We start from the raw sequence: 23,071 nt of genomic DNA, 5'->3' as shown, positions 1-23,071 counted from the left end.
CTACAGCCCTGCCTCCACCGCGATACGGACAGCATCGGCGGCATTGGATGTCGAAAGTTTCTTGAACATAAGCATCCGGTGCATTTGAACGGTCTTTTCGCTCAAGGACAGGCGGAACGCAATTTGCTTGGTCCGGAATCCTTGCGCCATTTGCTGCAATATCTCGCGCTGGCGCGGCGACAGGCGGTCAACAATTTCCGCCGCCTGTTGTTGCCGCACGACCGCAATACTTTCTTCTTCCGGTAAGACTTCGATCTGCGATCCGACAAAAAGTTCCAGGTCACCATGATCGTTGAACAGCGGCGCGATCATGACTGCATTGCGAAAGGGTGAGCCATCTTTTCGATAGTTGATGAGTTCCGCCAGCGCGGGACGTCGCGCATGAATCGACTTGCGCAGCTTTTCTGTCTGCGAATTTTCGGTGTCCGGGCCTCGCAAAAAGCGGCAGTTGCGACCGATTGATTCTTCCTCGGTATAACCGGTCATCGCACAAAAAGCGGCATTGACGGCTATGAGGGGATTATCCGCCTGCAACGGGTCACTGACGACCGTTGCAATCGGGCTGTGCCGGATGGATTCCAGAACGGGATGGCGTCGTCGCTTGGTCGGAAGGGTCTGGATCGTCATCGCGTCATTTCTCACCGGGAAACTGACGCAAAAATCTTGTTTTGACAAGTGGCGTTGTTGATCCGATCAATCTGACCCGACCCGTTCAACATCGGCGCCAACCAACTGCAATTTCTCTTCCAACCGCTCATATCCCCGGTCGAGGTGATACAGTCGGCTGACATGTGTCTCACCCGCAGCAACCAGCCCGGCGATAACAAGGCTCATCGATGCGCGAAGATCAGTCGCCATGACCGGAGCTCCGGTAAGGCCTTTTACGCCATGTACAATTGCGGTGCGGCCCTTGGTTTCTATGTGCGCGCCCATACGATTCAACTCGGGCACATGCATATATCTGTTTTCAAAGATCGTTTCTGTCAAAACACTTGCCCCGTCAGCCATGCACAACATCGCCATAAATTGGGCCTGCATATCCGTTGCGAAACCGGGATAAGGCGCAGTGGAGATGGTTAGAGGCTTGAGCTTGCCATCGGATGTTACGCGGATACCGGTCTTGGTCTCTTCAACGGTGACTCCGGCCTGCCGCAAAGCGTTTACCGTGGCATCCATTTCGTCGGCCTTTGCACCGATCAGTTCGACATCACCACCTGTAATTGCAGCGGCGCAAGCATAGCTGCCCGCTTCGATCCGGTCGCTCATCACGCGATACGTTGCGCCGTGCAGACGGTCCTTGCCGTGGATGACAAGATCCGAAGTGCCAATGCCCTCAATTTCTGCGCCCATATCGACGAGCAAGTTGCACAGATCGACAATCTCGGGTTCGCGTGCGGCATTGTGCAAAACACAGGTGCCTTTGGCAAGACTTGCTGCCATCAATGCATTTTCGGTAGCGCCCACAGAAACCACCGGAAACGTGTATGTACCGCCGGGAATGCCGTCGGGCGCCATAGCTTTTACATATCCCGCAGCGAGTTCAATGGTGACACCGAATGCCTCCAGTGCTTTCAGGTGCAAGTCTATGGGTCTGTTGCCAATCGCGCATCCACCGGGAAGCGACACTGTTGCCTCGCCGGCTCGCGCAACCATTGGCCCTAGCACAAGGATCGATGCCCGCATTTTGCGGACCAGCTCATAAGGAGCAACAGTGGTCGTAAGTCGGGTCGCCTGCAATGTCATTACGCGGCCAAAATCTTCGGGACGCGAACCGGCTATTGCGGTGGAAATGCCGAACTGATTCAACAGATGCTGAAACCCGTCAATGTCGGCCAGTCGAGGCAAGTTCCGCAACGTAAGCGGCTCGTCAGTCAAAAGCGCACAGGGCAGAAGCGTCAACGCGCTGTTCTTTGCCCCCGATATCGGAATTTTCCCCTTAAGCGCGTTGCCGCCGCGTACTATTATCTTGTCCATTCCCGGTATTTAGCGGGAAACGGTTTTCAGGCAAGCGCCTCTGCAACTTGCGACAGACGTTCTTTGCCCCAAAATAATTCTTCGCCCGCAAAAAAGGCTGGAACCCCGAATACGCCGCGCGCGATTGCAGCCTCGGTTTGTTCAATTAGCCGCGCTTTGATTGCATCGTTTTCGGTGCACGCGACATAATGCCGCCCATCCAGTTTATTTTCCGAAAGCAGTTCTTCCACAATCTGGGGTTGCGCCAGATCGAGCCCTTCTTCCCACATGGAACGCATCATTAAATCAATGATGGGTGCGAAATCAGAGCAGCCTTGCGCCGCACATATCACCCGCATGGCCAGTTGGGAATTCACCGGAAAGTGGGGGTTCATCCGAAAGGCATCAATATGATGTTTCCGGATAAAGCGCATGAATTCAAGCTGTTCATAAGCAAGCTTCGCAGGCGCGTCGGCATAACGCAGCATCGGTGCGCGATTGCCGGTCGCCTTGAAAATCTTGCCGAGCAATACAGGTTGATAAACAGCATCGGCATCGTGAGCCGCGCAAAATTCGGGAAGAATTTTGTGCACCAGATAGGCATTGGGCGCACCGACATCGAATAGAAATTCAAATTTCTTTGTCATCAGAATGTCTCCGCCCACGGTCGTAAATCCATCTCATGGGTCCATGCACTCCGGTGTTGTTTGTGAAGTGCGACATATTGTTGGGCAATCGCATCGGGCGAAAGAACTTTATCCGCTGCCTTGGCCGAATCGAAATCCGGATGAATCGAACGAATGAAGTCGGTATCTATACCGCCATCAATGATGACATGGGCCACATGGATGTTTTGCGGTCCCAATTCCCGGGCCATCGATTGCGCCAGCATCCGAAGTGCGCCCTTCGCGCCTGAGAATGCTGAAAAACCACGGCCGCCGCGCAGGGAAGCGGTCGCGCCGGTGAAGATAATCGTGCCTGACTTGCGCTCGACCATGCGTTTGGCCACTTCGCGGCCCATTAGGAAGCCTGCAAATGCTGCCATTTCCCAAACCTTGCGGTACACTTGCGCAGTGGTTTCGAGCACCGAGAAGTTTACATTCGCACCGATGTTGAAGACAGCCACTTCGATTGGGCCGACGTCGCGTTCGATGGCGTCGACCATCGTCTGCACTTCATCCTCAATGCGGGCGTCGGCGGGATAGGCATGTGCAGAATAGCCTTCTTCGCGTATCGACTGGACCAATGCATCAAGTTGCGCGACGTTACGCGCCCTGCGATTCACGCAGGCAGCATAACCTTCGCGCGCAAAAGCCCTTGCAATCGCCCCGCCGGTGGCATCGCCAGCCCCAACAATTAGCGCAGCTTTGGTCACGCTTTCTCAAGCGTGCACTGTAATGGATGTTGGTTCTTTGCAGCGAAATCCATAACTTGAGTTACCTTGGTTTCAGCAACTTCGTAAGTGAAAATACCACAAACTCCGACGCCTTTCTGGTGGACATGCAACATCACGCGGGTGGCCTGATCGGTGTCCATCGAAAAAAAGGCCTTCAGAACATGAACGACGAATTCCATCGGGGTATAATCATCGTTCAGCAACAGCACTTTATACTGGCTGGGTTTCTGCGTCTTGGGCCGCGTGCGTGTGGCAAGGCCGACACCGGGGCGTCCAGTTCCGCCCTTGTCATCGCCATCCTCGTCATCGATCATCTTTATCTGCATCACCCTAAAATAGGATAGGGCAGGGGCAGAGTGCAAGGGGCGAATTTGCAATTCGTCACCCGCCTGCATTGGTTCGTGGTCGCTTTCGTTTTATTTTGTCTATTTTGCCGCTTTTACGCCCCCGCCAAGTCCTGCGTCATTCGCCTTGGCATAATGCGCGCGGCTGATGACATAGGCGCGCATTTGCTCGGCCTCTTTGGGTGTCAGGACCGAGGCAAAGCTGACCATGCCATTGCCTTTCAGCACGCCTTCGATGACCACCGATTTCCACGTACCGGCATCTGCAATAGCAGCCGATTTACGCAGGTCGGGCAGCACGCCGTTGCCGACCGCACCTGGCCCGTGGCAGACGAGGCAGTAACGCTGGAAGTTCGACTGCCCGGCCGCAATATCGGCTGGGGTTCCGAACTTCGCGGGCGGGTCCCACACATAAGCGGGCGTTTCGGGCAAGACAGGCAGGGCGACCTTGCCACCAAGCTTGAGCACGATCAGGCGCGGGATATTCGGCACCGCCGAACTGGCCGAACCCGCATAGCCCGATACCAGCGGGAAAGCGCCGCCCTTGCTGGTCAGGAAGGCGACATATTGTTCGCCATCTACGGTATAGGTCGAGGCACCCGACAGGACGCCCGACTGCACATTCAGGTTCAGCAATTGCTTGCCGGTATCGGCGGCATAGGCCCTGAATTCACCCAAGGCGGTGCCCTGGAAGACCAGATTTCCTGCCGTCGTCATGGTGCCGCCATTCCACGATGCAGGATGATCGACGGTCCATTTCGCCTTGCCCGTCTTTGGGTCGAAAGCGACCAGCTTGCCCTTGGTGGCGGCCTTGACCGCTTTCACGAAATTGATGTCGTCGGGCAGATCGGCAGTGGCCATTGCCCCTCCGGTGTTAAAGCCGAGGGCTTTGCGCTCCTGTTCATTGGGCGCGACCGGCGGCAGATAGGCGCCACCAATATGGAGCGCCGGAATATAGACGAGCCCTGTCGCCGGATTATAGCTCATCGGATGCCAGTTATGCGCCCCGAGCGCCGACGGGTTCGCCAAATAGAGCTTGCCGGTCTTTTCATAGCGGGCTTCGGGATTTTCAATCGGCCGACCGGTTTTCAGGTCATAGCCTGTCGCCCAAGTGAGTCCGTCGATAAAGGGTTCGGCCGACAACATCTTGCCACTCACCCGGTCGATGGTGAAGAAAAAGCCGTTCTTTGGCGCGTGGTAGAGGACCTTCACATTCTTGCCGTTGCGCTTTTCGGTGGCGAGGATGATCGGCTGGGTCGCCGTATAGTCCCAGCTTTCCGCCGGTGTTTCCTGATAATGCCAGACATATTCGCCGGTATCGGGTTTCAGCGCGACGATGGACGACAGGAACAGATTGTCCCCTTCGCCATTGGAGCGCACGCCATGATTCCACGGGTTGCCGTTGCCGACGCCTAGATAAAGCTGGTCGAGTTCGGCGTCATAGACAATCGCGTCCCACACCGTGCCGCCCCCGCCGCTTTCCCGCCAGTCACCCTTTTTGGGCGTGGCGCTCCAGGTCTTGGTCGCCGCCGTCTTCAGGATTTCGTCGCTCGCCGCGCCGTCGGGTTCGCCCTTGGGATTGGGCGTTGTGTAGAAACGCCATGCCTGTTTGCCGGTGGCGGCATCATAGGCGGTGACATAGCCGCGCGCGCCAAATTCCGCACCGCCAAAACCGATGACAACCTTGTCCTTCACCACGCGCGGAACGCCGGTAATGGTGCCGTTGGATTCAAGATCGAGCGTCTGCGCGCTCCACAACTGCTTGCCGGTGGCGGCATCGAGCGAAATCAGCCGGCCATCGATCGTGCCGACAAAGACGCTGCCTTTCCAGAATGCCACACCGCGGTTGACGACATCGCAGCAGGCCTTCACCCCGCGCGCCTTGTCGACTTCCGGATCAAAGCTCCACAGCGACTTGCCCGTCTTGGCGTCGAAGGCGAGCACTTTGGACCATGCGGTCGATACGAACATCTTGCCATCGACCACGACCGGCGTGGCCTCCTGCCCGCGCGCATCGGGCAGATCGGCGAACCAGGCAATGCCCAGATCCTTAACATTGTCCGCATTGATCTGCGTCAGCGGGCTGTGGCGTTGTTCATTATAGCTAAAGCCCGTCATGGCCCAGTTGGACCCGTCCCCGCCGGTTTTCAGATAATCGCCATCAATGGCGGCAAAACCGGGGACGTCCGTTGGTCCGTCCGTATTCTGGCACGAACCCGTCATCAATATTAGCGCCGCCGCAGCAGCAACCAGCCCAAGCTTTTTGATCATAATGTCTCTCCCGATTCTGGACGCTATGCGCGCAGGACTGGTTCGTCCAGTGGGAATTTAAGCGGGCGGTTAAGTTGGCGGTGTTGGGGACAGTCCCCAAGGGGACAGTCCCCGCAGAACGCAACCTCGGGGACTGTCCCCTATTCTTCTTTCCTTATTCTTTGCGTCTTTGCGTGAGATTACCCTCTCCCCTTCAGGGGAGAGGATACGAAGCCTTGGCCGACAGGCCTAGGCGCAGTTGGTGAGGGGCTCAAACGGTGAAGTTCGTGCGCCAACGCCCCCTCTCCACTTCGTCTAATGGCTGAAGCCATAAGACGGCGTACCTCTCCCCTAAAGGGGAGAGGGGGCACAATAGCTCACCCCACCATCCCGCTATCCCGCAACGCTTCCTCCATCTGCGCGGCCGCCCTGTCGTAGACACGGGCGCGGAGATTGTGGAGGATGTCGGGCGATGTGGTTTCGGGCGTGCCGCCCTGGAAAGGCGGGGCGGGGTTATATTCGAGCGAGAGTTGCAGCGTGCGGGCAACATCCTCTCCGGCAATCAGCGCGATCAGTTCGAGCGCAAAGTCGATGCCCGATGTCACGCCGCCTGCGGTCACGACATTGCCGTCGCGCACCACACGAGCCTTTTCATATGTTGCCCCAACTAAAGGCAGAAGCTGCGTATAGGCCCAATGGCAGGTCGCCTGCTTGTCCTGAAGCAGTCCGGCGACGCCCAGTATGAAAGCGCCGGTGCACACGCTGGTCACCCATTTCGCCTGCGCACCCTGTTGCCGGACAAAGTCGACGATTGCGGCATCGCCGACCGCCTGACGCACGCCATGGCCGCCGGGAACGCAAATGATGTCCGCAGGGCGGCAATCGGCAAAGCTGGCATTGGGGATGATCGAAAAACCGCAGTCGGTCGTGACCGCCTTTCCATCCTTGCTGACAATCTGGACGGTGGCGCCGGGCAAGCGTGACAGGAACTGCACCGGCCCGGCAAAATCGAGCTGGGTTACATTGTCAAACAACACAAAAACAATGTTCATGCCGCTCAAATCAGTTCGATCGCCAGCGCCGTCCCTTCGCCGCCCCCGATGCACAGCGAGGCGACACCGCGCTTCTTGCCGTGGCGCTTTAGCGCGGCGATCAGCGTGGTGATGATGCGCGCGCCCGAAGCGCCGATGGGGTGACCCAATGCGGTTGCGCCGCCATGGACGTTGATCTTGTCGTGCGGGATGCCAAGGTCGTGCATCGCGAACATCGCAACGCAGGCAAAGGCTTCGTTGACTTCGAACAGGTCGACATCACCTATCGTCCAGCCGGCTTTGGCCAAACATTTGGTGATCGCACCGACAGGAGCGGTGGTGAAGGCCGATGGTTTTTGCGCATGGGCGGCAAAGGCAACGATGCGCGCAACAGGGGTGTGACCTTTGGCATCGGCGACCGACTGACGCGTCAGGACAAGAGCGGCTGCACCATCGGAGATGGACGAGCTGGTCGCGGCGGTAATGGTGCCGTCCTTGGCAAAGGCAGGGCGCAGGCCCGGGATCTTGTCGGGCATGCCCTTGCCGGGTTGTTCGTCGGTATCGACAACCACATCGCCCTTGCGGGTGGCAACAGTGACGGCGACGATTTCATCCTTGAACGCGCCATCGGCAATCGCGGCCTGCGAACGGCGGAGCGATTCAATCGCGTAATTGTCCTGCGCTTCGCGGGTCAACTGATATTCGTTCGCGGTTTCCTGCGCGAAGGTGCCCATGGCACGGCCCGCCTCATAGGCATCTTCCAGACCGTCTAGGAACATATGGTCATAGGCGGTGTCATGGCCGATCCGCGCACCGCTGCGGTGCTTTTTCAACAGATAGGGGGCGTTGGTCATGCTTTCCATGCCGCCGGCGATGACATAATCAACCGACCCTGCAGCGAGAGCTTCGCTGCCCATTATGACAGTTTGCATGCCCGAGCCGCATACCTTGTTGACCGTGGTTGCCTGCACTGACATGGGCAGACCCGCCTTTAGCGCTGCTTGACGCGCAGGGGCCTGACCCAATCCAGCGGGCAGGACGCAGCCCATATAGATGCGCTCGATATCCGCACCATCGACACCGGCGCGCTCAACCGCTGCCTTGACCGCCGTCGCACCCAGATCGGTGGCGGCCACATCGGCAAGCGCACCCTGCATACCGCCCATGGGCGTGCGGGCGTAGGACAGGATGACGACGGGATCGGTGTTCATGGCAGAATCCTTTTTTGACAGAAATGCTGGGGCATCCATAAATGCTACGCCCCCTGCTTGCAATGCGCCTTGGTGCAAAAGCAGCCTGTAAAGAACTCTTGACAGGCCGAATCATGCCCTGTAAAGAGCTCTTTACAGGAAGGGCCAGTGATTTGGAAAGTCGATTACGGGAAATACGCGAGGCCAAGGGCTGGAGTCAGGGTGAGCTGGCCCGCAAACTGGGTGTTTCGCGGCAGACGATCAATGCGGTCGAAACCGACAAATATGACCCCAGCCTTCCGCTCGCGCTGCGCATGTCGAAACTGTTCGGGATGCCCGTATGCGATATTTTCATCGACCATTGGCAACCGCAGGAGGACGCAGAATGACGACTGATATTACGGCGAAGGCTGGCAAAACCAAAAAGATGGTGCTGCAGATGATCGGCGGCGGCATTGCAGGTGGTACCGGCGTGATCGCACTCAACCATTTTCTGTCGCTCAACACGCTGGGTACGGACCGGCTGATATTGGCGGCGATAGGCTTCGTTTATGTGTTGACCGGTTTCATCGTACTTGCGGGCAGCCTCGTGCCGAAAATGGGCGCGAAGATGCTGAATGTCAGTGATGAGGAAGACCTGCTTGAACAGCGGGAGATCTTGCTGGGATCGAGCCTCATGCTTTTGACCTTCGGTGTGGCGCAGATTATTTTGGTGCTGTCGGGCGACGGCAGGATGTTTCCGGCCTGGGCGGGTGCTGTCGCGATGCTGCTGTCCATGCTGTTCGGGTCGGTAATCTGGATCCGCGACCGTCATCGCTATGACGAGATGATGATGAAAATGTCCCTCGACGCCAGCTTCATCTGCCTTTGCGGCCTGTGGCTTGTGCTGGTGCCATGGGGCTGTCTGGCGATGACGGGCCTGTCGCCTGCGCCAAGTGCAGCCGCGCTGGTTGCGCTATTCTCGGGCGGCTATTTGCTCTCCAGTGTTGTGGCCGCCGGTCGGGTCGGATTGCTCGCGCCGAAATAGGTCCAATGCCATTGCATTCTCCCGCCTTGCCGTTAATCAGTCGATTAACAGCGGAACGCGAGCGAGGAGAGAGCGATGACCAAGAATATGCAAGCCATTTTGGAAAAGCAGCGCGCCAGCTTTACCGCCGCGCTTCCTGAATCCATGTCGATACGGCGGGACCGGATTGACCGGGCGATTGCGCTGCTCGTCGACCATGCGGAAGATTTCGCAAAGGCCGTCTCCGCCGACTTTGGCCATCGCAGCCGCGAACAGACGCTGATGACCGACATCATGCCCTCGGTTAGCGCGATGAAACATGCAAAGAAGCATTTCGAAAGCTGGGCCCGCGGTGAAAAGCGCAAGCCGACCTTTCCGCTCGGCCTGCTGGGTGCGAAGGCCGAGGTGGTCTATCAGCCCAAGGGCGTGGTCGGCGTGGTCGCGCCGTGGAACTTCCCTGTGGGCATGGTGATGGTGCCGATGGCAGGCATATTGGCGGCGGGCAACCGTGCGATGGTGAAACCGTCCGAATATACCGAGCGCGTATCGGCGCTGTTCGAAGAAATTGTGCCCAAATATTTCGCCGAAGAGGAAATGGCCGTGTTCACCGGCGATGCCGAGGTTGGCATGGCGTTCTCCAAACTGGCTTTCGACCATATGATCTTCACCGGCGCAACCGGCGTGGGCCGCCATATCATGCGCGCCGCGGCGGACAATCTAGTGCCCGTGACGCTGGAGCTTGGCGGCAAATCCCCGACCATCATCGGCCGCAGCGCGGATACGAAAAAGGCGGGCGAGCGGATTGCGCTCGGCAAGATGATGAACGCCGGACAAATCTGTCTGGCGCCCGACTATCTGCTGGTGCCCTCCGACCAGGAAACCGACGTGATCGATGCGGTCAAGGCGGGCGTTGCGGCGCAATATCCCAAGCTGCTGCACAATGATGATTATACCTCGGTCGTGAATGGCCGCAATTATGAGCGGCTGCAGGGCTATCTCGCCGACGCGCGCGACAAGGGTGCGGAGCTGATCGAGGTCAACCCGGCGGGCGAAGACTTCGCCTCATCCAACGGCAACAAGATGCCGCTGACCATCGTGCGCAATGTGACGGACGATATGAAGGTGATGCAGGAGGAAATCTTCGGCCCGATCCTGCCCGTGATGACCTATTCGTCGATGGACGAGGCGATCGATTATGTGAACGCCCATGACCGTCCGCTCGGCCTCTATTATTTCGGCAGCGACAAGGCGGAAGAAGAGCGCGTCCTGTCGCGCACCATTTCCGGCGGGGTGACGGTGAACGACGTAATCTTCCACAATGCGATGGAAGACCTGCCCTTTGGCGGCGTTGGCCCGTCGGGCATGGGCAATTACCACGGGCAGGACGGCTTCAAAACCTTCAGCCATATGCGCGCCGTCTATCGCCAGACCGGTGTCGATGTCGCCGGCATCGGCGGTTTCAAGGCCCCCTATGGCAAGGCGACGCACAAGACCCTGGCAAAGGAATTAAAGAAATAAGGATGCACTTGCATCCGGACGGAGGCTCGGTTAGAGGGGCCTCCGCTTCGAAGGGTCCGCCCCGACAAGCTGTGCCCCAGTGGTGGAATTGGTAGACGCGCTGGATTCAAAATCCTGTTCTGAAAGGAGTGCCGGTTCGAGTCCGGCCTGGGGCACCAATTCGAACTCTTCGGAGTCACTGCAGCTGGAATCATTGGAAATCTTCAGCAAAGCATCTGCCTTGTACTGAATATATCACCTATATGTGATTATTATCGATATTTATTATCACCGATAAGTGATGTAAATGTTGATTATTATCACTTATCGGTGATATATATGTCTCGAAGGTTGTAAATCATGAGTCCAGTCCAAGCCCGTTTAGCCCGTAAAAACCTTGACCGACGGCTCGTACCGTTACGCGTGGAGCCTTTGATTGCGCCACCTCATGGCTGGATCAAGGCCGCTCGCGAAGCGCTGGGCATGACTGCAGCGCAATTGGCACACCGTATGGGTGTCGTCCAATCGCGCGTAAGCACACTGGAAAAGGCTGAGCTAAACGGTACGCCTTCGCTTAAAACACTTCGCGAAGCGGCGGAGGCGATGCATTGCACGCTGGTCTATGCCATCGTGCCCACGACGACGTTTGAAGGCATTTTGCTTGGGCAGGCGGCGAAGAAAGTCGATGAGGAACTCACGCGAATTCATCACACGATGCGTCTTGAAAATCAGGCCATGGACACGCGCGATCTTGCCGCAGAGCGCGAGCGGCTTGTTGCTGACATGCTCGCCGGTTCACTTCGCCGCCTATGGGTCGACGAATGAATGCATCCCTATTCGAAGAGGATGATGAAGCAAACACACCTCTCGAAGCCGAGGAGCGTGAGCAGCTCATTCCATCCTACATCACACTTCGCCGCGAGTTGAACGAGGCAGAACAGATCAACATCGCCGATGCAGCCAAATGGCTTGCAGCGCGCAAGCGCGTGATGCTCCACAAGAAATTCCTACGCAATTTGCACATGCACATGTTTGGCCAAGTTTGGAAATGGGCGGGAAAATACCGCCATACACCGCGCAATATTGGCGTCGATGCTTACCGCATTCCGATGGATGTTGCACACGCCATTGATGACGCAAAATTCTGGATCGCAAATGACACCTATTCGCCGGATGAAATCGCCATTCGCTTTTCGCATCGCTTGGTCGCTATCCATCCATTTCCCAATGGCAACGGGCGCTTTTCGCGCATGGTTGGCGACTTGATCGCGTTGCAATTAGGTCAGCCCCGCTTTTCGTGGGGCAGCATCAATCTCGTCGATCCAAACGAAACCCGCAAGGCATATGTCGCTTCATTGCATGCAGCGGATGCCCATGACATTGCGCCTTTGATATTCTTTGCAAGATCATAAATCAGATATGTTTGCCTCACTGCCTAAAATTTGATCATCACCCGCCTCGCCAGCGCGGGCGAGATGGAATAGACCATCTTCAACAGTTTCACCATGCCGACATTGGCTTCTGCGCTGTTGCTTTCGATGGCATCGACAATCTGAGCGGCGCATTCTTTGGCGGACATTTTACTTCCGCCAATGCGTCCGCGTGTCATCGCTGTGTCGACAACCGGTGGCAAGGCTTCGATAACGCGCACTTTACTATGCCTCAGATTATATCGAAGCGCTTGTGTAAAGCTTCGTAAACCAGCCTTTGTGGCGCAATAAACAGGGCCACCTGCACGCGGGGCGATCGCGAGGCCGGATGTCACATTGACAATCGCCGCCTCTGGCTGCGTCGATAATCCAGGCAGCAATTGTCCGATCAAATGCATCGGCGCATTGAGGTTCAAAAATATCGCCTGGTCTGTCAGCGCGAGGTCCAACGGGTCTTCGGGGCCAAAATTCCCGCTCATGCCGGCATTGTTGACAAGAATATCGAGCGGGCGCTGTGCAATCATATTGACCAAAGCCTGACACCCGTCGGCATTTGAAAGATCAGCTCGGATCGCATCGAAGCCTTCGGCGCGGGCGGCGGCAAGCAAGTCTTCGCGCCGACCACACACAATGACATCTGCACCCTTGCGCTTTAACTGTCGGGCGATTTCCAGACCAATTCCATCGGTGCCGCCAGTCACCAATGCCAATTTCCCATCCAACTGCATGCAAATCCTCCCGATTCATGGTTAACGGGATGATAGCATCTGTAACAGTTCGGGACAGTCTGAAATGATGTCCATTTTAACCATCTTTATCAATAGCCATCATGGCTAACAAATCGTTAACATCCCGATATGTTAAAAAGAAATCTCGTCTGTCGCAACGAAGCCGCCCGTCATCCTTTTCGCAGGATGCTCCCGCCGCCTGTCCTTGACGCAACCCTAACGGCACCGCGCCGGGCGCGTTGGTGGCACAAGGAAGATACGCATCTTTTCATGCTCAGTTTCAGTGCGTTCTTTGTAGCGATCAGCAGCTTTATCCTCTGAACTGTTCAAGGGTTGCTTGCACCAAGGTGCGGCCGGTGGAACAGTTTGATTTGGCTTGCACGAAGATTCAAAGAGGTCGAGTCTGACACTCACCCCCTTTTCCCAAATCGTCATTGTGGAGCTAAAGGCGTGCAGAGTGGTTGTTGAAACTCCGCTTGGTGTCCTCAAAGAAACAGAATATTTCACGCAAAGGCGCGAAGGTTTTTAAGGGGGCAGTCAAGAATATCAAAGTCACTCAACCCAAAGCGCGCGTGATTTATTTTAGGGGGCATCCGCCCTCTTGAAAATCTTTGCGCCTTTGCGTGAAACTATCCCCGGATAGGGCCAAGACCGACTCGTCCTCTTCGCGCCTTCGCGCGAACAAATCCTCAGTCGCAAGCCCTGTGCAGTTGCTGCGCCAGCCAGGCGGATATCAGGCACATCGCCGCGCCAAGGAGCAACTGGTTGACGATACTAACACCCGCCGCGCTTAAACCCAGCGCTATAAGGGAGCCGATAACCATCGCGCCTGAATTGACGATGTTATTGGCCGCCACTGTCCGGGCGGTCTGGTCTTTGGGCACCGTAGTTGTCAAAAACGCATAGAGCGGCACCACAAACATCCCCCCCGATACTGCGATACCAAGCAGAGAAAGCAAAAGCATGATCGCATCGGGGTGCGCTACAAAACTACTGATATTATAAAGTTCTCCGGTGCCAATTACGTGCCAGTTGCGACACACAAGATAAAATCCCACAACAAACAGGCCCATGACAATGACGCATGCCGGCGCATAGCGCGCCGAAACCTGCCCTTTGAGCATGCGATTTATGGCGACCGAGCCAATGGCTATGCCGATCGAGAAGATCGCCAAAAACAGGCTGGCGACTTCCTTGTCTGCCCCGAGGACGTTCTTTGCTAATGGTGGAAACTGAATGAACAGAACCGCACCAATCGTCCAGAAAAAGCTGATTGACGCGATGGCGAGATAAAGTTTGCGGATGTGCAATGTGCTTTTGACCAGGTTAATCGAGGATCGCAAGATGTGCCAGTCAATACCGGTTTCTGCCTGCTCGGGTGGGGCAGGCGGAACCTGTCGCCCGGTAAAATAACCGATTATCGCGGTAATGATGACGCCAATTGCAGCCCATTCTACCTCGATTATTCCGGCCAAAATCGTGCCAAGCAAAATTGCGATATATGTGCCCGCCTCCACCAGGCCGGTCCCGCCGAGCACTTCATCCTCTTTCAGATGTTGCGGCAAAATTGCATATTTTATGGGCCCGAAAAATGTCGAATGAACACCCATAGCAAACAAGGCCAGCATCATCAGAGGTATGGCAATGACGCTAACTGCAAATCCAAGCCACGCCATGAAAAGGCCGATCCCGCCAACGATCATGATAAGGATTTCGCAGAATTTCACGACGCGGATTATCTTTGCCTTGTCGCGCGTATCGGCCAATTGTCCGGCCAGCGCGGACATCAGAAAGAAAGGAAGAATAAAAACCGCAGTGGCAACGGCGCTGAATAACGCTTCTGCTTTTTCGTCGTTATACACGCCGTAAACGACAAACAACACCATCGCGTTTTTGAAGAGGTTATCGTTAAACGCACCCAGCAGCTGAGTGACGAATAGCGGCAGGAACCGTCGTTGTTTGAGCAACGACATGGAAGTCGACATTATTTTCGAAAACCTCACTATGTTTGGCCTGCCTTAGCTGCCTGAATACGAGCGGCAAAGCGCTTTTGTTGAATTCGCGAAATCGTCGCGTGATTTTCCTGAAATACGAAGCTATCGGTAAGCAATGCTAAGTTTGCCCAACATCCTGACCTTGTCGCGCATATTGGCCGTGCCAATTCTTGTTTTCTTGCTTTGGCCGGGAACCAAAAATCTTGGTATCCAGCCATTGCCGCTGGATTATGCCTTTGCTTTCATTCTCTACTGTCTGATGGGAATTACGGATTATTTTGACGGCTATCTGGCGCGAGCCCAGGGTACAGTTTCGAAACTGGGTATTTTTCTGGATCCTATTGCCGACAAGATCATGGTGGCGGCAGTTATTTTAATGCTGGTCTTTACCCGCGATGTTGATGGTTGGCATGTCATCGCCGCGCTTATAATCTTGCTGCGGGAAATGATCGTGTCGGGTTTGCGCGAATTTCTCGCCGGACTGCAGATTTCGGTGCCCGTCTCTAAACTGGCCAAGTGGAAGACGACATTCCAGATTGTTGCTCTTGGCGGCATCATATTGGCGGGCGCGCTGCCTGATTGGGCACTGCTTAAGAATTTGGCTCTCATGTTGCTCTGGATTGCGGCGATCCTCACGATGATTACCGGCTGGGATTATCTGCGTGTCGGCATCAAGCATATGGATTGATCCGGATGCGTTTTATCTATTTCGCAAGCGTGCGAGAGGCGATCGGGTTGGATGGGGAGGAACGGGACGTGCCTGCCTCCTTACACAGCGTCCAAGACTGCCTTGACTGGTTGCAGCAATGCGATTCGCGCTACGCAACTGCCTTTGCCAACCCCGCGCGGCTTCGCTTTGCGCTTGACCAGCAGATGGTCAACGCCGACGCGCAACTCGCCGGACATAGCGAGCTTGCGATTTTTCCACCGGTCACAGGCGGATGAAAACCATCGCGGTTACCTCCGATCCGATTACTACAGGAATGGCACTGGCCCCGCTGGAGGATCTGGGTGGGGGTGCATTGGCGAGTTTTACCGGCATTGCGCGTGCGGATTCCGGCGTCGTGGCGCTGGAACTTGAACATTATCCCGGCATGACCGAACATAATCTAAGTGCGCTTGCGGACGAGGCGATAGCCCGTTGGTCGCTGTTAGGTTGCAGCGTGTTTCACCGTGTTGGCAAAATTGCCGTGGGGCAGCGGGTGGTGGTGGTCGCCACAGCCGCCCACCATCGCGCTGAAGCATTGGATGCGTGCGCCTTTTTGATTGACTGTCTGAAAACCGATGCCGCTTTCTGGAAAAAAGAGCATCATGCGGACGGTAGTGCCTTATGGGTTGAGGCAAAAGATACGGACGATGTCCGCGCGGAAAAATGGAAAGTGGCCGGGGAGAGGGAGGTTTGAAGTGATGTGGCTGACCTTCGCTAAGGGATAGTTGCACGCAAAGGCGTGAAGATTTTCTAGAGGGCGGGCGGCCCCAAACTATTGCCCATCACGCAATGCAACGGCAAGCAATTCAAATTCTTCGCGGCGTGGGCTGTTGGTCCGCCAGATCAGGGCGATCTCGCGCGTGGCATGTTCGGTGTTTAGCGGCCTTGCCTGCACATCGGTGCCATTTAGCAAGCCCGCATCGACCGCCATTTCCGGAATTAACGTGACGCCAAGCCCGTTGTCCACCATCTGTACCAAAGTGTGCAGCGACGTACCCAGCATCGTTGCGGAAGCCCGCAGTTCCGGACGATTGCAGGCGGCCAACGCATGGTCCTTAAGGCAATGGCCATCCACCAAAAGCAGCAACTTGCTTTCATCGATCAAGTCGGGACTGACGCTTTCCGGCAAGTCGCGCGGGTCATCTTTGGGAAATGCTACGAACAAACGGTCATCAAATAATTTCGCCTTTTCAACGTCTCCAGCGGCAAAGGGCAGCGCCAGTAAAACGCAGTCCACGGTGCCATGATGCAACGCCTCGACCGCCGCGGCGCTGGCTTCCTCACGCAGATAAAGCTTCAGGTCCGGATACTGCCTTCGCAATGCGGGCAATAGCTTTGGCAATAAAAATGGTGCGATGGTGGGAATTACGCTCATCCGAAGGTCATCGGCCAGCGGCTTGCCTGCGGATCGGGCCATTTCGGCCAACTCTTCGGCTTCGCGCAAGATGCGGTGCGCCTTGGTCGTCATTTTCAAACCGAGTGGTGTGAATCTCACGACGCGACGGGTACGTTCGACCAGCATCAGCCCAAGCAGAGATTCCAATTCCCGGATGCCTGCCGACAATGTCGATTGCGTCACAAAGCAGGCGTCTGCGGCTTTACCGAAATGCCCGTGTTCTTGCAGTGCAACCAGATATTGGAGCTGTTTCAGAGTCGGAAGATAGGTGCTCATTTATCGAACCTCATAATCAATTACTAAATAATAATCGATTTTGACGATTATTTCCAGCTTTTTCGAGCAGGATGCAGGCGTAGCACTGGAAATTCTCCAACATATCGCCTAAATTGCAAAAAGGGTTCGGGATAAAAGGTAGGGCCGCATGTTCATTTCAAATCTAATCGAATATCTGGATTCGATAAAAGTGCGCGATCCGGCACCGCGTACCCGGTGGGAAATTTTGCTGTATCCTGGCGTATGGGCCGTTGCTTATCACCGCGTGGCGCATTGGTTGTTTTTGGGGCAGATGTTCTTTCTGGCGCGATTGGTCAACCATTTCTCGCGGTTTATGACGTGCATTGACATCCATCCGGGTGCCAAAATCGGACGCAATTTCTTTATCGATCATGGGTTCAGCGTGATTGGCGAGACTGCGGAAATTGGCGATAATGTAACGATGTACCAGAATGTGACTCTGGGCGGAACCAATCCGACAAACGGAACAGGGGGAAAGCGGCACCCGACAATATCGGACAATGCGATTATTGGTTCCGGCGCACAGATATTGGGGCCTATTACCGTGGGCGAACGCGCCCGCATTGGGGCCGCTGCGGTTGTGACCGATGACGTGCCTGCCGGTGCGACAATGGTCGGTCAAAAAGCGCGTTCGACGCTCGTCAAGGCCGAGACATATGCACAAGATTTCATGCCATATGGCACGCCTTGCCGCGAATTATTCGATCCAGCCACCCAGAGCCTTGAAATCATGCAATGCGAAATCGAGACACTCCGCAAGAAAGTGGCCGAATTGATGGCTGAACGCGATTCCGCTGCGGCAACGCCCACCAAGCGTGGTTCCGCCAAGGGTGCTAAAACCGCTTGAGCGCGGTTATTACCCCATTTCCACTTACCAGTCGCCTGAATCAGGTCGGTTTTGAACGGGTTGAGTTAACCCAGATATTGAACCTTTATGGCCGTATGGTTGCGGCAGGCAACTGGCGCGATTACGCCATTGATCTTGGCCGCGATGCCGCCATTTTCAGCGCCTTTCGAAGGGCAGCTGAGCGCCCCGAATACCGCATTGAAAAGCGTCCCGACTTGCGAAACAAGCAAGGTCAATGGGTGTTGGTGGGGGAAGGCGGAGCGGTACTAAAGCGTGGTCATGAACTCGGGCCGGTCTTGGCTCCGGTTGAACGCAAGTTGATGAAGCTGGTGGCCGAATAAAAAGCCCGGAACAATGTCCGGGCTTTTCAAATTCAAGATGCTGCGTTTCAACCGAGCGCTTGCAACGCCTTCATTACAGCCACCGACTGTTCGCCACCCGATTGCGGGACGGTTTCACCGGTGCGATCAATAATCTTGTCCCATGCCGCAGCAAAGCCTTCGACGGTGCGGTCTTCCTTGTGCAGCGCCGCGCCCGGGGTCATGGTGACATAAGCCGCATGATATCCACCGCCGCCTGCGCCAATTATCATGTTGGTCGGCGCATCTTCGCTGACGAGGTATAGCGCGGCAGGTACAACATTTTCGGGGGTGAATTGGTCAAAAAGTCCCTCAGGAAAAATGTCTTCGGTCATCCGCGTGCCGGCCACCGGCGCAAGTGAGTTGACCCGAACGTTATATTTCGCGCCTTCCAGATGCAGCGTCTTTGTCAAGCCAGCCAAGCCCAATTTGGCCGCGCCATAATTTGCTTGTCCAAAATTGCCGTAAAGTCCGGTGGACGATGTTGTCATCAAGATGCGGCCATAGGCCTGTTCACGCATCAGATCCCACACCGCCTTGGTGCAATTTGCCGATCCCATGATGTGGACCTGCAGCACCAAATTGAAATCGGGCATATCCATTTTGGCGAAGCTTTTATCGCGCAAAATGCCTGCATTATTGATTAAGACATGGACGCCGCCCCATGCCTCTTTGGCTTTTGCGACCATTTCCACCATCTGGTCATATTCGGTCACACTGCCACCATTGGCCATTGCTTCACCACCAGCAGCCTTGATCTCTTCAACCACCATAGCCGCTGCGTCCGATGTACCCGTGCCATCGCGCGCGCCGCCCAAATCGTTAACGACAACCTTTGCACCGCGCCGCGCCAATTCAAGCGCGTAAGCCTTGCCCAGGCCACCGCCTGCGCCGGTTACGATTGCGACTTTATCTTTAAAGCTGATGGTCATTGGCTGTCTCCATAGATTTGCGGCACCATATATCGTGCCGAAGTTGACCGCGCATTGGCATGACGATGGTGTTTACGCAAGCGTAAAGCTATGGCCCTGTAATAGACACAAGTATGAAATAAATATGACATTTTATATTCATAAAAATGTTGTTTAGGCGTCATCAATCAGCACATCATGTTAGGAAAATGGGAATGAAGTGTGTTCGCTCTGCGGCCGGAATGCTTGTCTTGGCCTTGGCCAGCGTTACCAGTCCTGCTTTTGCTAGTGAAGTGGACCCCGAGGTGGCGGCATTACGACAAGAGGTCGCAGCGCTGAGGGAGCAGTTGGCCAAGATTGCGGCGAAAGTCGATGCTTCCGCCCAAAAGGAGAAAGACACCCCAAAAGCGCAAAGCGACATAAAGTGGAAAGGCGCACCTGAATTTGCGGGAAATGGTGGCTGGTCATTCAAGCCGCGCGGGCGGCTGCAATATGATTTTGCGACGGTTTCGACACCTGTAGGCTTGGTTGACCCTGGCTTAGGCTTTTCCAACGAGGTCCGTCGCGCGCGGTTGGGCGTGGAAGGGACGATGCCGGGTGGTTTTGGCTATCGGATGGAAGGTGATTTTTCGTCAGGCGGCGTTGAGCTGACCGATGCATATTTTACCTATAAAGACAAAGGTCTGATTTTCACCGTTGGCCAGCATAATAATTTTCAATCACTGGACGAACTGACAAGCAGCAATGACGGCAGCTTTATGGAACGGGCGGCTTTTACCGATGCATTTGGATTTCAGAGGCGCATTGGCTTGTCCGCCCAATACACAACCGGAGATGTCCTGTTTCAGGGCGGTGTGTTTACGGATAATATAGACGATCTGAGCAACGATGAAAATGACTCGATCAGCTTCGACGGACGTGCTGTTTTTGTCCCTCATGCCGGTAAGACACAGTTGCACTTCGGCGCGTCGTTCCATGTAAATAATCCGGGCGATAATATCACAAGCCTGCGGTACCGACAGCGTCCTCTGGTACATTCCACCGACACGAGATTTATCGACACCGGAAATATCACCTTTGCCAGTTCCGAAAAAAGCGTCGGCCTTGAAGCGGCGATGGTTTCTGGGCGTTTCCATGCGGTTGTGGAGGCCCATCAGATGGAAGTTAACCGGATTGGTCTTTCCGACCCGAGCTTCTTTGGCGTTATGGCCGAAGCTGGCATTTTTCTGACTGAAGATAGCCGGTCCTATAAAGATGGCAGTTTTCGGGGGATCAAGGTTACCAACCCCGTCGGAAAAGGCGGCCTGGGCGCTTTGCAATTTAACGTGCGCTATGACCACCTCGATCTTAGCGATGCTGGCGTTCGTGGCGGTAAACAGGATGGCTATATGGCATCGCTGATTTGGAACCCGGTCGATTATATCCGCTTTTTGGTCAATTACGGGCATTTGTCCTATAAGGACGCGGCCATCATCGCGGGGGTATCGCGCGACTATGCCGTTGATGTCGTGGCAATGCGCGCGCAGGTCAATTTCTGATCGGCCGGTCCTTAGACAGCATCTTGATCCAACGAATATCCCGCAGATCGCACGGTCCGGATGATATCGCTGCTAAAGCCTTCGTTCAAAGCCTTGCGCAAGCGACGGATATGCACATCGACGGTCCGGATTTCGATATCGCTATCGTGGCCCCAGACACTGTCAAGCAGGCGCTCGCGCGAGAATACATGACCGGGATATTCCAGAAAATGCTTCAGCAAACGATATTCTGTCGGGCCTAGCGGAACCTGTTTACCTCCGCGCCGGACCTTATGTGCAACTGTGTCCATTTCGACATCACCAAAGCGCAAGGATTCCCCGGCCAAAGCGGGGCGAACGCGGCGAAGAACCGCTTTCGCCCGGGCCACCAGCTCGCGGGGGCTGAACGGTTTGGTCACATAGTCATCTGCGCCAATTTCAAGCCCGCGTATCCGGTCATCTTCTTCGCCGCGCGCGGTCAACATGATGATAGGAACATTGGCGGTGTTGTCGGTTTTCCGGAGTTGGCGGCAAACCTCAATTCCCGAAAGGTTTTCCAGCATCCAGTCGAGCAGCACAAGATCAGGCGCGCGTTCGCGGGCCATCAATAACGCTTCTTCGCCGTCGCCGGTGTGGCGGACGTCGAATTCCTCTCGCTCGAAATGCCAGCGAACTAGCTCGGCAAGCGCGCTGTCGTCTTCCACCAAAAGCAGTTGCGCCTTGGGCATATCAGGGTCTTTCTATTAGGCGTCAGGCAAGTTTTCGCCGGTTTCGGTAAAGTAAATCATTTGCGCGACCGTTGTTGTATGGTCACCAATCCGCTCCAGGTTTTTTGCGGTGAAAAGCAGGTGAGCGACTTCGGTCGCATTTTTCGGATTTTTGGCAATATGCGCTACAAAATCGACAAAAAGATCTTTGTTGAGCTGGTCGACATCATCGTCGCGTGCCGTGACAGCACGGGCCAAATCGACGTCACGCTTGGCATAAGCTTCCATGGCCGTGCGGATCATCTGCACCACGATACCGCCCATTCGCAAAAGTTCTTCATTCGCGGCGAGGGTGGATTTCGCCTCCATCTGCGGAACACGCTTTGCAATGTTTTTGGCATAATCGCCAATACGTTCAATAACCGCCGACATTTTCAGTGCGGCTATCAGTTCACGTAAATCATCAGCCATGGGCGCGCGGAGTGCAATTGTCCGCACGACAAGTTTTTCGACTTCGGTTTCAAGATTGTCGATTATCTTGTCATCGGTTCGCGTTGAAGCCGCCAATTCAAGGTCACGCTCGCTTAAAGCTTTCATCGCAGCCATGACTGCGGATTCTGCGCGTGCGCCCATTTCCGCGATCAATCCGCGGATTTCATCCATGTCATCGTCAAACGCTGTGACAGTGTGTTTGGTGCCGGTGCTCATAATATCTATCCTTTAGCCATAACGGCCCGTGATATAGTCCTTTGTCCGATCTTCACGTGGATTGGTAAAAATCTCGGATGTTTCTCCAAATTCTATCAGATTGCCCAGATGGAAAAAGGCGGTTCTTTGCGACACGCGTGCGGCCTGCTGCATATTGTGGGTCACGATGATTATAGCATATTTGCCACGCAAGTCGTGAATTAACTCTTCGATGCGCGCGGTCGCAATCGGGTCAAGGGCGGAGCATGGTTCGTCCATCAGGATAACTTCAGGATCAACGGCGATCGCGCGCGCGATGCAAAGCCGCTGTTGCTGGCCCCCTGACAAGGCCGTGCCGCTGTCGGCAAGGCGGTCCTTGACCTCGCTCCATAGACCGGCGCGGGTCAGCGAACTTTCGACGATCTGGTCAAGTTCCGATTTGCCACTGGCAAGGCCATGGATGCGTGGACCATATGCCACATTGTCATAGATGGATTTGGGAAACGGATTTGGCTTCTGGAACACCATTCCCACACGGGCGCGCAATTGGACCACATCCATCGACGAAGCATAAATATCCTGCCCGTCGAGCGATATGGTCCCCTCAACCCGGGCGCCCACAATCGTATCATTCATGCGGTTCAGCGACCGCAAAAATGTTGATTTACCGCAGCCGGAGGGACCGATGAAAGCGGTTACATTGTCCATATCGACATCAATCGACACATTATCGATTGCTTTTTTCTCGCCATAAAACACGTTGACGTTGCGTGTCGATATTTTGGAGTGTGCAGGGGTCTCGGCCACTATGGCGTCCTTTTC

Annotated in this window: 26 protein-coding genes and 1 tRNA gene; 12 read left to right on the top strand and 15 right to left on the bottom strand. The window is 55.3% G+C overall.

Annotated features, from left to right (window positions below):
* From ACKVOS_RS04945 to ACKVOS_RS04910, 8 genes are all read right to left on the bottom strand, one after another.
* On the bottom strand, nt 1-627 hold the full coding sequence (locus ACKVOS_RS04945) for a LuxR C-terminal-related transcriptional regulator (protein ID WP_409210905.1): 627 nt from the start codon (nt 625-627) through the stop codon (nt 1-3).
* Nucleotides 628-693: 66 nt separating this feature from the next.
* Nucleotides 694-1,974, bottom strand: coding sequence for a UDP-N-acetylglucosamine 1-carboxyvinyltransferase (gene murA, locus ACKVOS_RS04940; RefSeq protein ID WP_409210904.1), 1,281 nt, complete (start codon nt 1,972-1,974; stop codon nt 694-696).
* 26 nt (nt 1,975-2,000) lie between these two features.
* Complete coding sequence (locus ACKVOS_RS04935) at nt 2,001-2,600, bottom strand: 2-hydroxychromene-2-carboxylate isomerase (RefSeq protein WP_409210903.1); 600 nt, start codon at nt 2,598-2,600, stop codon at nt 2,001-2,003.
* The gene (locus tag ACKVOS_RS04930) at nt 2,600-3,328 is read right to left on the bottom strand and encodes an SDR family NAD(P)-dependent oxidoreductase (RefSeq protein ID WP_409210902.1); all 729 of its coding nucleotides are present in this window, start codon (nt 3,326-3,328) and stop codon (nt 2,600-2,602) included. The genes ACKVOS_RS04935 and ACKVOS_RS04930 overlap by 1 nt, the downstream gene beginning before the upstream one ends.
* Nucleotides 3,325-3,675 carry an ATP-dependent Clp protease adapter ClpS gene (gene clpS, locus ACKVOS_RS04925; protein ID WP_409210911.1) on the bottom strand — a complete coding sequence of 117 codons (351 nt, stop codon included), beginning with the start codon at nt 3,673-3,675 and terminating at the stop codon, nt 3,325-3,327. Before clpS ends, ACKVOS_RS04930 begins: the two co-directional genes overlap by 4 nt.
* Nucleotides 3,676-3,774: 99 nt before the next feature.
* On the bottom strand, nt 3,775-5,964 hold the full coding sequence (locus ACKVOS_RS04920; RefSeq protein WP_409210901.1) for a PQQ-dependent dehydrogenase, methanol/ethanol family: 2,190 nt from the start codon (nt 5,962-5,964) through the stop codon (nt 3,775-3,777).
* Between the two features lie 356 nt (nt 5,965-6,320).
* Entirely contained in the window at nt 6,321-6,995 is a 675-nt protein-coding gene (locus ACKVOS_RS04915) for a DJ-1/PfpI family protein (RefSeq protein ID WP_409210900.1), read from the bottom strand.
* A gap of 5 nt (nt 6,996-7,000) precedes the next feature.
* Complete coding sequence (locus ACKVOS_RS04910) at nt 7,001-8,185, bottom strand: acetyl-CoA C-acyltransferase (RefSeq protein WP_409210899.1); 1,185 nt, start codon at nt 8,183-8,185, stop codon at nt 7,001-7,003.
* Between the two features lie 152 nt (nt 8,186-8,337).
* On the opposite strand from ACKVOS_RS04910, the gene ACKVOS_RS04905 reads away from it, so the two are divergent.
* The 6 genes from ACKVOS_RS04905 to ACKVOS_RS04880 all read left to right on the top strand — a co-directional run bounded on the left by ACKVOS_RS04905 (nt 8,338) and on the right by ACKVOS_RS04880 (nt 12,079).
* Nucleotides 8,338-8,553 carry a helix-turn-helix transcriptional regulator gene (locus ACKVOS_RS04905; protein WP_158902645.1) on the top strand — a complete coding sequence of 72 codons (216 nt, stop codon included), beginning with the start codon at nt 8,338-8,340 and terminating at the stop codon, nt 8,551-8,553.
* Nucleotides 8,550-9,191 carry a hypothetical protein gene (locus tag ACKVOS_RS04900; RefSeq protein ID WP_409210898.1) on the top strand — a complete coding sequence of 214 codons (642 nt, stop codon included), beginning with the start codon at nt 8,550-8,552 and terminating at the stop codon, nt 9,189-9,191. Before ACKVOS_RS04905 ends, ACKVOS_RS04900 begins: the two co-directional genes overlap by 4 nt.
* Before the next feature lie 75 nt (nt 9,192-9,266).
* Nucleotides 9,267-10,688 (top strand): coniferyl aldehyde dehydrogenase, encoded by a 1,422-nt coding sequence (locus tag ACKVOS_RS04895; protein ID WP_409210897.1) that lies wholly within the window; start codon nt 9,267-9,269, stop codon nt 10,686-10,688.
* Nucleotides 10,689-10,761: 73 nt separating this feature from the next.
* Nucleotides 10,762-10,846: transfer RNA gene (locus tag ACKVOS_RS04890), tRNA-Leu, on the top strand.
* Nucleotides 10,847-11,027: 181 nt separating this feature from the next.
* A complete protein-coding gene (locus ACKVOS_RS04885) occupies nt 11,028-11,492 on the top strand; it encodes a mobile mystery protein A (protein WP_409210896.1) in 465 nt (154 codons plus the stop codon).
* Nucleotides 11,489-12,079, top strand: coding sequence for a mobile mystery protein B (locus ACKVOS_RS04880; RefSeq protein ID WP_409210895.1), 591 nt, complete (start codon nt 11,489-11,491; stop codon nt 12,077-12,079). Before ACKVOS_RS04885 ends, ACKVOS_RS04880 begins: the two co-directional genes overlap by 4 nt.
* Before the next feature lie 23 nt (nt 12,080-12,102).
* On the opposite strand, the gene ACKVOS_RS04875 is transcribed toward ACKVOS_RS04880, so the two are convergent.
* Together ACKVOS_RS04875 and ACKVOS_RS04870 are read right to left on the bottom strand one after the other, a co-directional pair.
* Entirely contained in the window at nt 12,103-12,825 is a 723-nt protein-coding gene (locus ACKVOS_RS04875) for an SDR family oxidoreductase (RefSeq protein ID WP_409210894.1), read from the bottom strand.
* A gap of 689 nt (nt 12,826-13,514) precedes the next feature.
* Complete coding sequence (locus tag ACKVOS_RS04870; RefSeq protein WP_409210893.1) at nt 13,515-14,810, bottom strand: MFS transporter; 1,296 nt, start codon at nt 14,808-14,810, stop codon at nt 13,515-13,517.
* 124 nt (nt 14,811-14,934) lie between these two features.
* Here ACKVOS_RS04870 and pgsA point away from each other — a divergent pair, with 124 nt between their 5' ends.
* The 3 genes from pgsA to ACKVOS_RS04855 are packed head-to-tail and all read left to right on the top strand — an operon-like array spanning nt 14,935 to nt 16,222.
* Nucleotides 14,935-15,507 carry a CDP-diacylglycerol--glycerol-3-phosphate 3-phosphatidyltransferase gene (pgsA, locus tag ACKVOS_RS04865; protein ID WP_409210892.1) on the top strand — a complete coding sequence of 191 codons (573 nt, stop codon included), beginning with the start codon at nt 14,935-14,937 and terminating at the stop codon, nt 15,505-15,507.
* A 5-nt stretch (nt 15,508-15,512) separates the two neighbouring features.
* Nucleotides 15,513-15,764 (top strand): MoaD/ThiS family protein, encoded by a 252-nt coding sequence (locus ACKVOS_RS04860; RefSeq protein WP_409210891.1) that lies wholly within the window; start codon nt 15,513-15,515, stop codon nt 15,762-15,764.
* Entirely contained in the window at nt 15,761-16,222 is a 462-nt protein-coding gene (locus tag ACKVOS_RS04855) for a molybdenum cofactor biosynthesis protein MoaE (protein ID WP_409210890.1), read from the top strand. Before ACKVOS_RS04860 ends, ACKVOS_RS04855 begins: the two co-directional genes overlap by 4 nt.
* 78 nt (nt 16,223-16,300) lie before the next feature.
* Here ACKVOS_RS04855 and ACKVOS_RS04850 read toward each other — a convergent pair whose 3' ends face one another.
* Nucleotides 16,301-17,200 carry a LysR substrate-binding domain-containing protein gene (locus ACKVOS_RS04850; RefSeq protein ID WP_409210889.1) on the bottom strand — a complete coding sequence of 300 codons (900 nt, stop codon included), beginning with the start codon at nt 17,198-17,200 and terminating at the stop codon, nt 16,301-16,303.
* A 148-nt stretch (nt 17,201-17,348) separates the two neighbouring features.
* Between ACKVOS_RS04850 and epsC the strand changes: the two genes are divergently transcribed.
* Nucleotides 17,349-18,068 (top strand): serine O-acetyltransferase EpsC, encoded by a 720-nt coding sequence (gene epsC / locus ACKVOS_RS04845; protein ID WP_409210888.1) that lies wholly within the window; start codon nt 17,349-17,351, stop codon nt 18,066-18,068.
* The gene (locus ACKVOS_RS04840) at nt 18,065-18,409 is read left to right on the top strand and encodes a DUF2794 domain-containing protein (RefSeq protein WP_409210887.1); all 345 of its coding nucleotides are present in this window, start codon (nt 18,065-18,067) and stop codon (nt 18,407-18,409) included. Before epsC ends, ACKVOS_RS04840 begins: the two co-directional genes overlap by 4 nt.
* A gap of 47 nt (nt 18,410-18,456) precedes the next feature.
* On the opposite strand, the gene ACKVOS_RS04835 is transcribed toward ACKVOS_RS04840, so the two are convergent.
* Complete coding sequence (locus ACKVOS_RS04835; RefSeq protein WP_409210886.1) at nt 18,457-19,359, bottom strand: SDR family NAD(P)-dependent oxidoreductase; 903 nt, start codon at nt 19,357-19,359, stop codon at nt 18,457-18,459.
* A gap of 194 nt (nt 19,360-19,553) precedes the next feature.
* Here ACKVOS_RS04835 and ACKVOS_RS04830 point away from each other — a divergent pair, with 194 nt between their 5' ends.
* A complete protein-coding gene (locus ACKVOS_RS04830) occupies nt 19,554-20,876 on the top strand; it encodes a porin (protein WP_409210885.1) in 1,323 nt (440 codons plus the stop codon).
* A gap of 11 nt (nt 20,877-20,887) precedes the next feature.
* Here ACKVOS_RS04830 and phoB read toward each other — a convergent pair whose 3' ends face one another.
* Genes phoB through pstB form a run of 3 tightly spaced genes read right to left on the bottom strand, consistent with a single transcriptional unit; the run spans nt 20,888 to nt 23,056 of the window.
* Nucleotides 20,888-21,583, bottom strand: coding sequence for a phosphate regulon transcriptional regulator PhoB (gene phoB / locus ACKVOS_RS04825; protein WP_409210884.1), 696 nt, complete (start codon nt 21,581-21,583; stop codon nt 20,888-20,890).
* A gap of 15 nt (nt 21,584-21,598) precedes the next feature.
* The gene (gene phoU, locus ACKVOS_RS04820) at nt 21,599-22,270 is read right to left on the bottom strand and encodes a phosphate signaling complex protein PhoU (RefSeq protein ID WP_409210883.1); all 672 of its coding nucleotides are present in this window, start codon (nt 22,268-22,270) and stop codon (nt 21,599-21,601) included.
* Between the two features lie 12 nt (nt 22,271-22,282).
* On the bottom strand, nt 22,283-23,056 hold the full coding sequence (gene pstB / locus ACKVOS_RS04815; RefSeq protein ID WP_409210882.1) for a phosphate ABC transporter ATP-binding protein PstB: 774 nt from the start codon (nt 23,054-23,056) through the stop codon (nt 22,283-22,285).
* Nucleotides 23,057-23,071 lie beyond the last annotated feature (15 nt).

The organism is Sphingorhabdus sp., assembly GCF_046154385.1.
Taxonomy (GTDB): Bacteria; Pseudomonadota; Alphaproteobacteria; order Sphingomonadales; family Sphingomonadaceae; genus Sphingorhabdus_B.
The sequence above is the reverse complement of the archived record's forward strand: the minus strand, read 5'-3'. Positions and strand labels throughout refer to the sequence as shown.

Coding starts and splice junctions, on each gene's coding strand:
- ACKVOS_RS04945 (WP_409210905.1), bottom strand. CDS start 627: ATGACGATCCAGACCCTTCCGACCAAGCGACGACGCCATCCCGTTCTG.
- ACKVOS_RS04830 (WP_409210885.1), top strand. CDS start 19,554: ATGAAGTGTGTTCGCTCTGCGGCCGGAATGCTTGTCTTGGCCTTGGCC.
- ACKVOS_RS04935 (WP_409210903.1), bottom strand. CDS start 2,600: ATGACAAAGAAATTTGAATTTCTATTCGATGTCGGTGCGCCCAATGCC.
- ACKVOS_RS04915 (WP_409210900.1), bottom strand. CDS start 6,995: ATGAACATTGTTTTTGTGTTGTTTGACAATGTAACCCAGCTCGATTTT.
- ACKVOS_RS04920 (WP_409210901.1), bottom strand. CDS start 5,964: ATGATCAAAAAGCTTGGGCTGGTTGCTGCTGCGGCGGCGCTAATATTG.
- ACKVOS_RS04835 (WP_409210886.1), bottom strand. CDS start 19,359: ATGACCATCAGCTTTAAAGATAAAGTCGCAATCGTAACCGGCGCAGGC.
- phoU (WP_409210883.1), bottom strand. CDS start 22,270: ATGAGCACCGGCACCAAACACACTGTCACAGCGTTTGACGATGACATG.
- murA (WP_409210904.1), bottom strand. CDS start 1,974: ATGGACAAGATAATAGTACGCGGCGGCAACGCGCTTAAGGGGAAAATT.
- phoB (WP_409210884.1), bottom strand. CDS start 21,583: ATGCCCAAGGCGCAACTGCTTTTGGTGGAAGACGACAGCGCGCTTGCC.
- ACKVOS_RS04885 (WP_409210896.1), top strand. CDS start 11,028: ATGAGTCCAGTCCAAGCCCGTTTAGCCCGTAAAAACCTTGACCGACGG.
- ACKVOS_RS04875 (WP_409210894.1), bottom strand. CDS start 12,825: ATGCAGTTGGATGGGAAATTGGCATTGGTGACTGGCGGCACCGATGGA.
- clpS (WP_409210911.1), bottom strand. CDS start 3,675: ATGCAGATAAAGATGATCGATGACGAGGATGGCGATGACAAGGGCGGA.
- epsC (WP_409210888.1), top strand. CDS start 17,349: ATGTTCATTTCAAATCTAATCGAATATCTGGATTCGATAAAAGTGCGC.
- ACKVOS_RS04855 (WP_409210890.1), top strand. CDS start 15,761: ATGAAAACCATCGCGGTTACCTCCGATCCGATTACTACAGGAATGGCA.
- ACKVOS_RS04880 (WP_409210895.1), top strand. CDS start 11,489: ATGAATGCATCCCTATTCGAAGAGGATGATGAAGCAAACACACCTCTC.
- ACKVOS_RS04870 (WP_409210893.1), bottom strand. CDS start 14,810: ATGTCGACTTCCATGTCGTTGCTCAAACAACGACGGTTCCTGCCGCTA.
- ACKVOS_RS04895 (WP_409210897.1), top strand. CDS start 9,267: ATGACCAAGAATATGCAAGCCATTTTGGAAAAGCAGCGCGCCAGCTTT.
- pgsA (WP_409210892.1), top strand. CDS start 14,935: ATGCTAAGTTTGCCCAACATCCTGACCTTGTCGCGCATATTGGCCGTG.
- ACKVOS_RS04910 (WP_409210899.1), bottom strand. CDS start 8,185: ATGAACACCGATCCCGTCGTCATCCTGTCCTACGCCCGCACGCCCATG.
- ACKVOS_RS04860 (WP_409210891.1), top strand. CDS start 15,513: ATGCGTTTTATCTATTTCGCAAGCGTGCGAGAGGCGATCGGGTTGGAT.
- ACKVOS_RS04900 (WP_409210898.1), top strand. CDS start 8,550: ATGACGACTGATATTACGGCGAAGGCTGGCAAAACCAAAAAGATGGTG.
- ACKVOS_RS04850 (WP_409210889.1), bottom strand. CDS start 17,200: ATGAGCACCTATCTTCCGACTCTGAAACAGCTCCAATATCTGGTTGCA.